Source organism: Mesorhizobium sp. M2C.T.Ca.TU.002.02.1.1 (assembly GCF_003997225.1).
Genome location: NZ_RZTO01000947.1, coordinates 1 through 2,156, shown reverse-complemented (window position 1 = coordinate 2,156; position 2,156 = coordinate 1). Strand labels below are relative to the sequence as shown.

The following is a 2,156-nucleotide window of genomic DNA, read 5'->3' as shown; positions in this document are numbered from 1 at the left end:
GATGACCAGAGCAGTTCGGCGTTTGACAGGTTGGCCGACCTGCTCTGACTCATCGTTTTACGCAATTGCGGACGGAAAACCGCTGCGCACTTTTCCTGGAATTGCTCTGGGTCACTCCTTGGCGTGCAGGTCGGTGCCGAGCGTATCCCTGACGAAGATCATGCCGATGATGAGCGACATCGCCGCGATGATCACCGGGTACCAGAGACCGTAGTAGATATCGCCCTTGTAGGCGCTGAGCGCGAACACCGTTGCCGGCAGCAGGCCGCCGAACCAGCCATTGCCGATGTGGTAAGGCAGCGACATCCCGGTGTAGCGGATGCGGGTCGGGAACATCTCGACCAGGATCGCGGCGATCGGCCCGTAGACCATGGTCACGAACACCACCAGGATGAACAGGATGCCGACCGTCATCGGCCAGTTGATGGCCGCCGGATCGGCGGTCATGGCGAAGGCGCCGCCGCCGGGGATGTTGTAGACGGTGACTTCCGGCGCGCCGCCTGCCTCGTCCTTGGTCAGGATCTTGTCGGCGATCGCCTGATCGGTCTTCACCGTCGTCTTCTCGCCGCCGCGTATGGCCGCGGCGTCGAGCTTCAGTTCCGGATTGGCCGCGATGAAGGCGTCGAGCTTCTGGTCCGCCACCTTGGCCGCGGCGCGCTTCAGCGGGTAGCCGCCGTCCTGCAGCGACATGTTCACCGCCTTCTGGAAAGCCGCCTCCTTGGCCTTGGCCTGATCGCCCGCGGCAACGGCGTCATAAGATTCCACCGTCTCGTTGCCGATCTTGACCGTGGCAGCCGTGCCGGGGGCCGCGGTGGTCACCACGTCATAGGGCACGGAGTTCTTCGTGAGGAACGACGTCGCGATATCGCAGGATGTCGTGAACTTCGCCGTGCCGACCGGGTTGAACTGGAACTTGCAGTCGCCGGGCGCCGCCGTCACTGTCGCGCGGGTGTTCTGCTGCGCGGTGGCCAGAGCCGGATTGGCGGCCCAGGTGAGCGCCTTGAACAGCGGGAAGGTGCAGACGATGCCCAAGGCAAGGCCGGCCATGATGATCGGCTTGCGGCCGATCTTGTCCGACAGCCAGCCGAACACGACGAAGAAGATCGAGCCGACGGCGAGCGCGATGGCGATCATGATGTTGACCGACCACGCGTCGACCTTCAGCACGTTCTGCAGGAAGAACAGGGCGTAGAACTGTCCATTGTACCAGATCACGGCCTGGCCGGCGGTGAGGCCGAGCAGCGCCAGCAGCGCGATCTTGGCGTTCTTCCACTGGCCGAAGGCTTCCGACAGCGGCGCCTTGGAGCCTTTGCCCTCTTCCTTCATGCGCTGGAACGTCGGCGACTCCGAGAGCGACAGCCGGATCCAGATCGAGATGGCGAGCAGGAAGAACGAGACGATGAAGGGAATGCGCCAACCCCAAGCGGCGTAGGTTTCCTTGCTGAGCGAGCCCTGGACGGTCAGGATGACGATCAGCGACAGGAACAGCCCGAGCGTCGCGGTGGTCTGGATCCAGGACGTGTAGTAGCCGCGGCGGTCGTCCGGCGCGTGCTCGGCGACATAGGTCGCGGCACCGCCATATTCGCCGCCGAGCGCCAGGCCCTGCAGCATGCGCAGTCCAATCAGGATCACCGGCGCCGCAATGCCCCAACTGCCGTAGCCGGGCAGCAGGCCGACCAGGAAGGTGGACAGGCCCATGATCGTCATGGTGACGAGGAAGGTGTATTTGCGGCCGACGAGGTCGCCGATGCGGCCGAACACCAGCGCGCCGAACGGACGCACGAGGAAGCCTGCGGCAAAAGCCAGCAGTGCGAAGATGTTGCGCGTCGCCTCCGGGATCGCCGGACTGAAGAAGGTCGAGCCGATGAAGGCGGCCAACGAGCCGTAGAGGTAGAAATCGTACCATTCAAAAACGGTGCCGAGCGATGAGGCGAAGATGACCTTCTTCTCCTCCCGCGTCATGCCGCGGCTGGTTCTGCCGGCGGTCGATGCCATTGCCATTTATATATCCTCCCGTGAGATCCCGTCTGTCCTCCGCGGCTGCGCGCCACCATCCGCGCATCTGCGAGCGCGGACTCGAAAACGCAGCCAACGAGGAAAAAATGACAGAAAGGGCGCTCGAAAGGCACCGCGACGATGGGATTATGACTTTGGTA

General features: G+C 63.5%; 1 protein-coding gene. It reads right to left on the bottom strand.

Features of this window, described 5'->3' with window-relative positions:
* Window positions 1-111: 111 nt before the first annotated feature.
* Complete coding sequence (locus tag EOD07_RS31830; protein ID WP_127238090.1) at window positions 112-2,001, bottom strand: MFS transporter; 1,890 nt, start codon at window positions 1,999-2,001, stop codon at window positions 112-114.
* Between the last annotated feature and the right edge of the window lie 155 nt (window positions 2,002-2,156).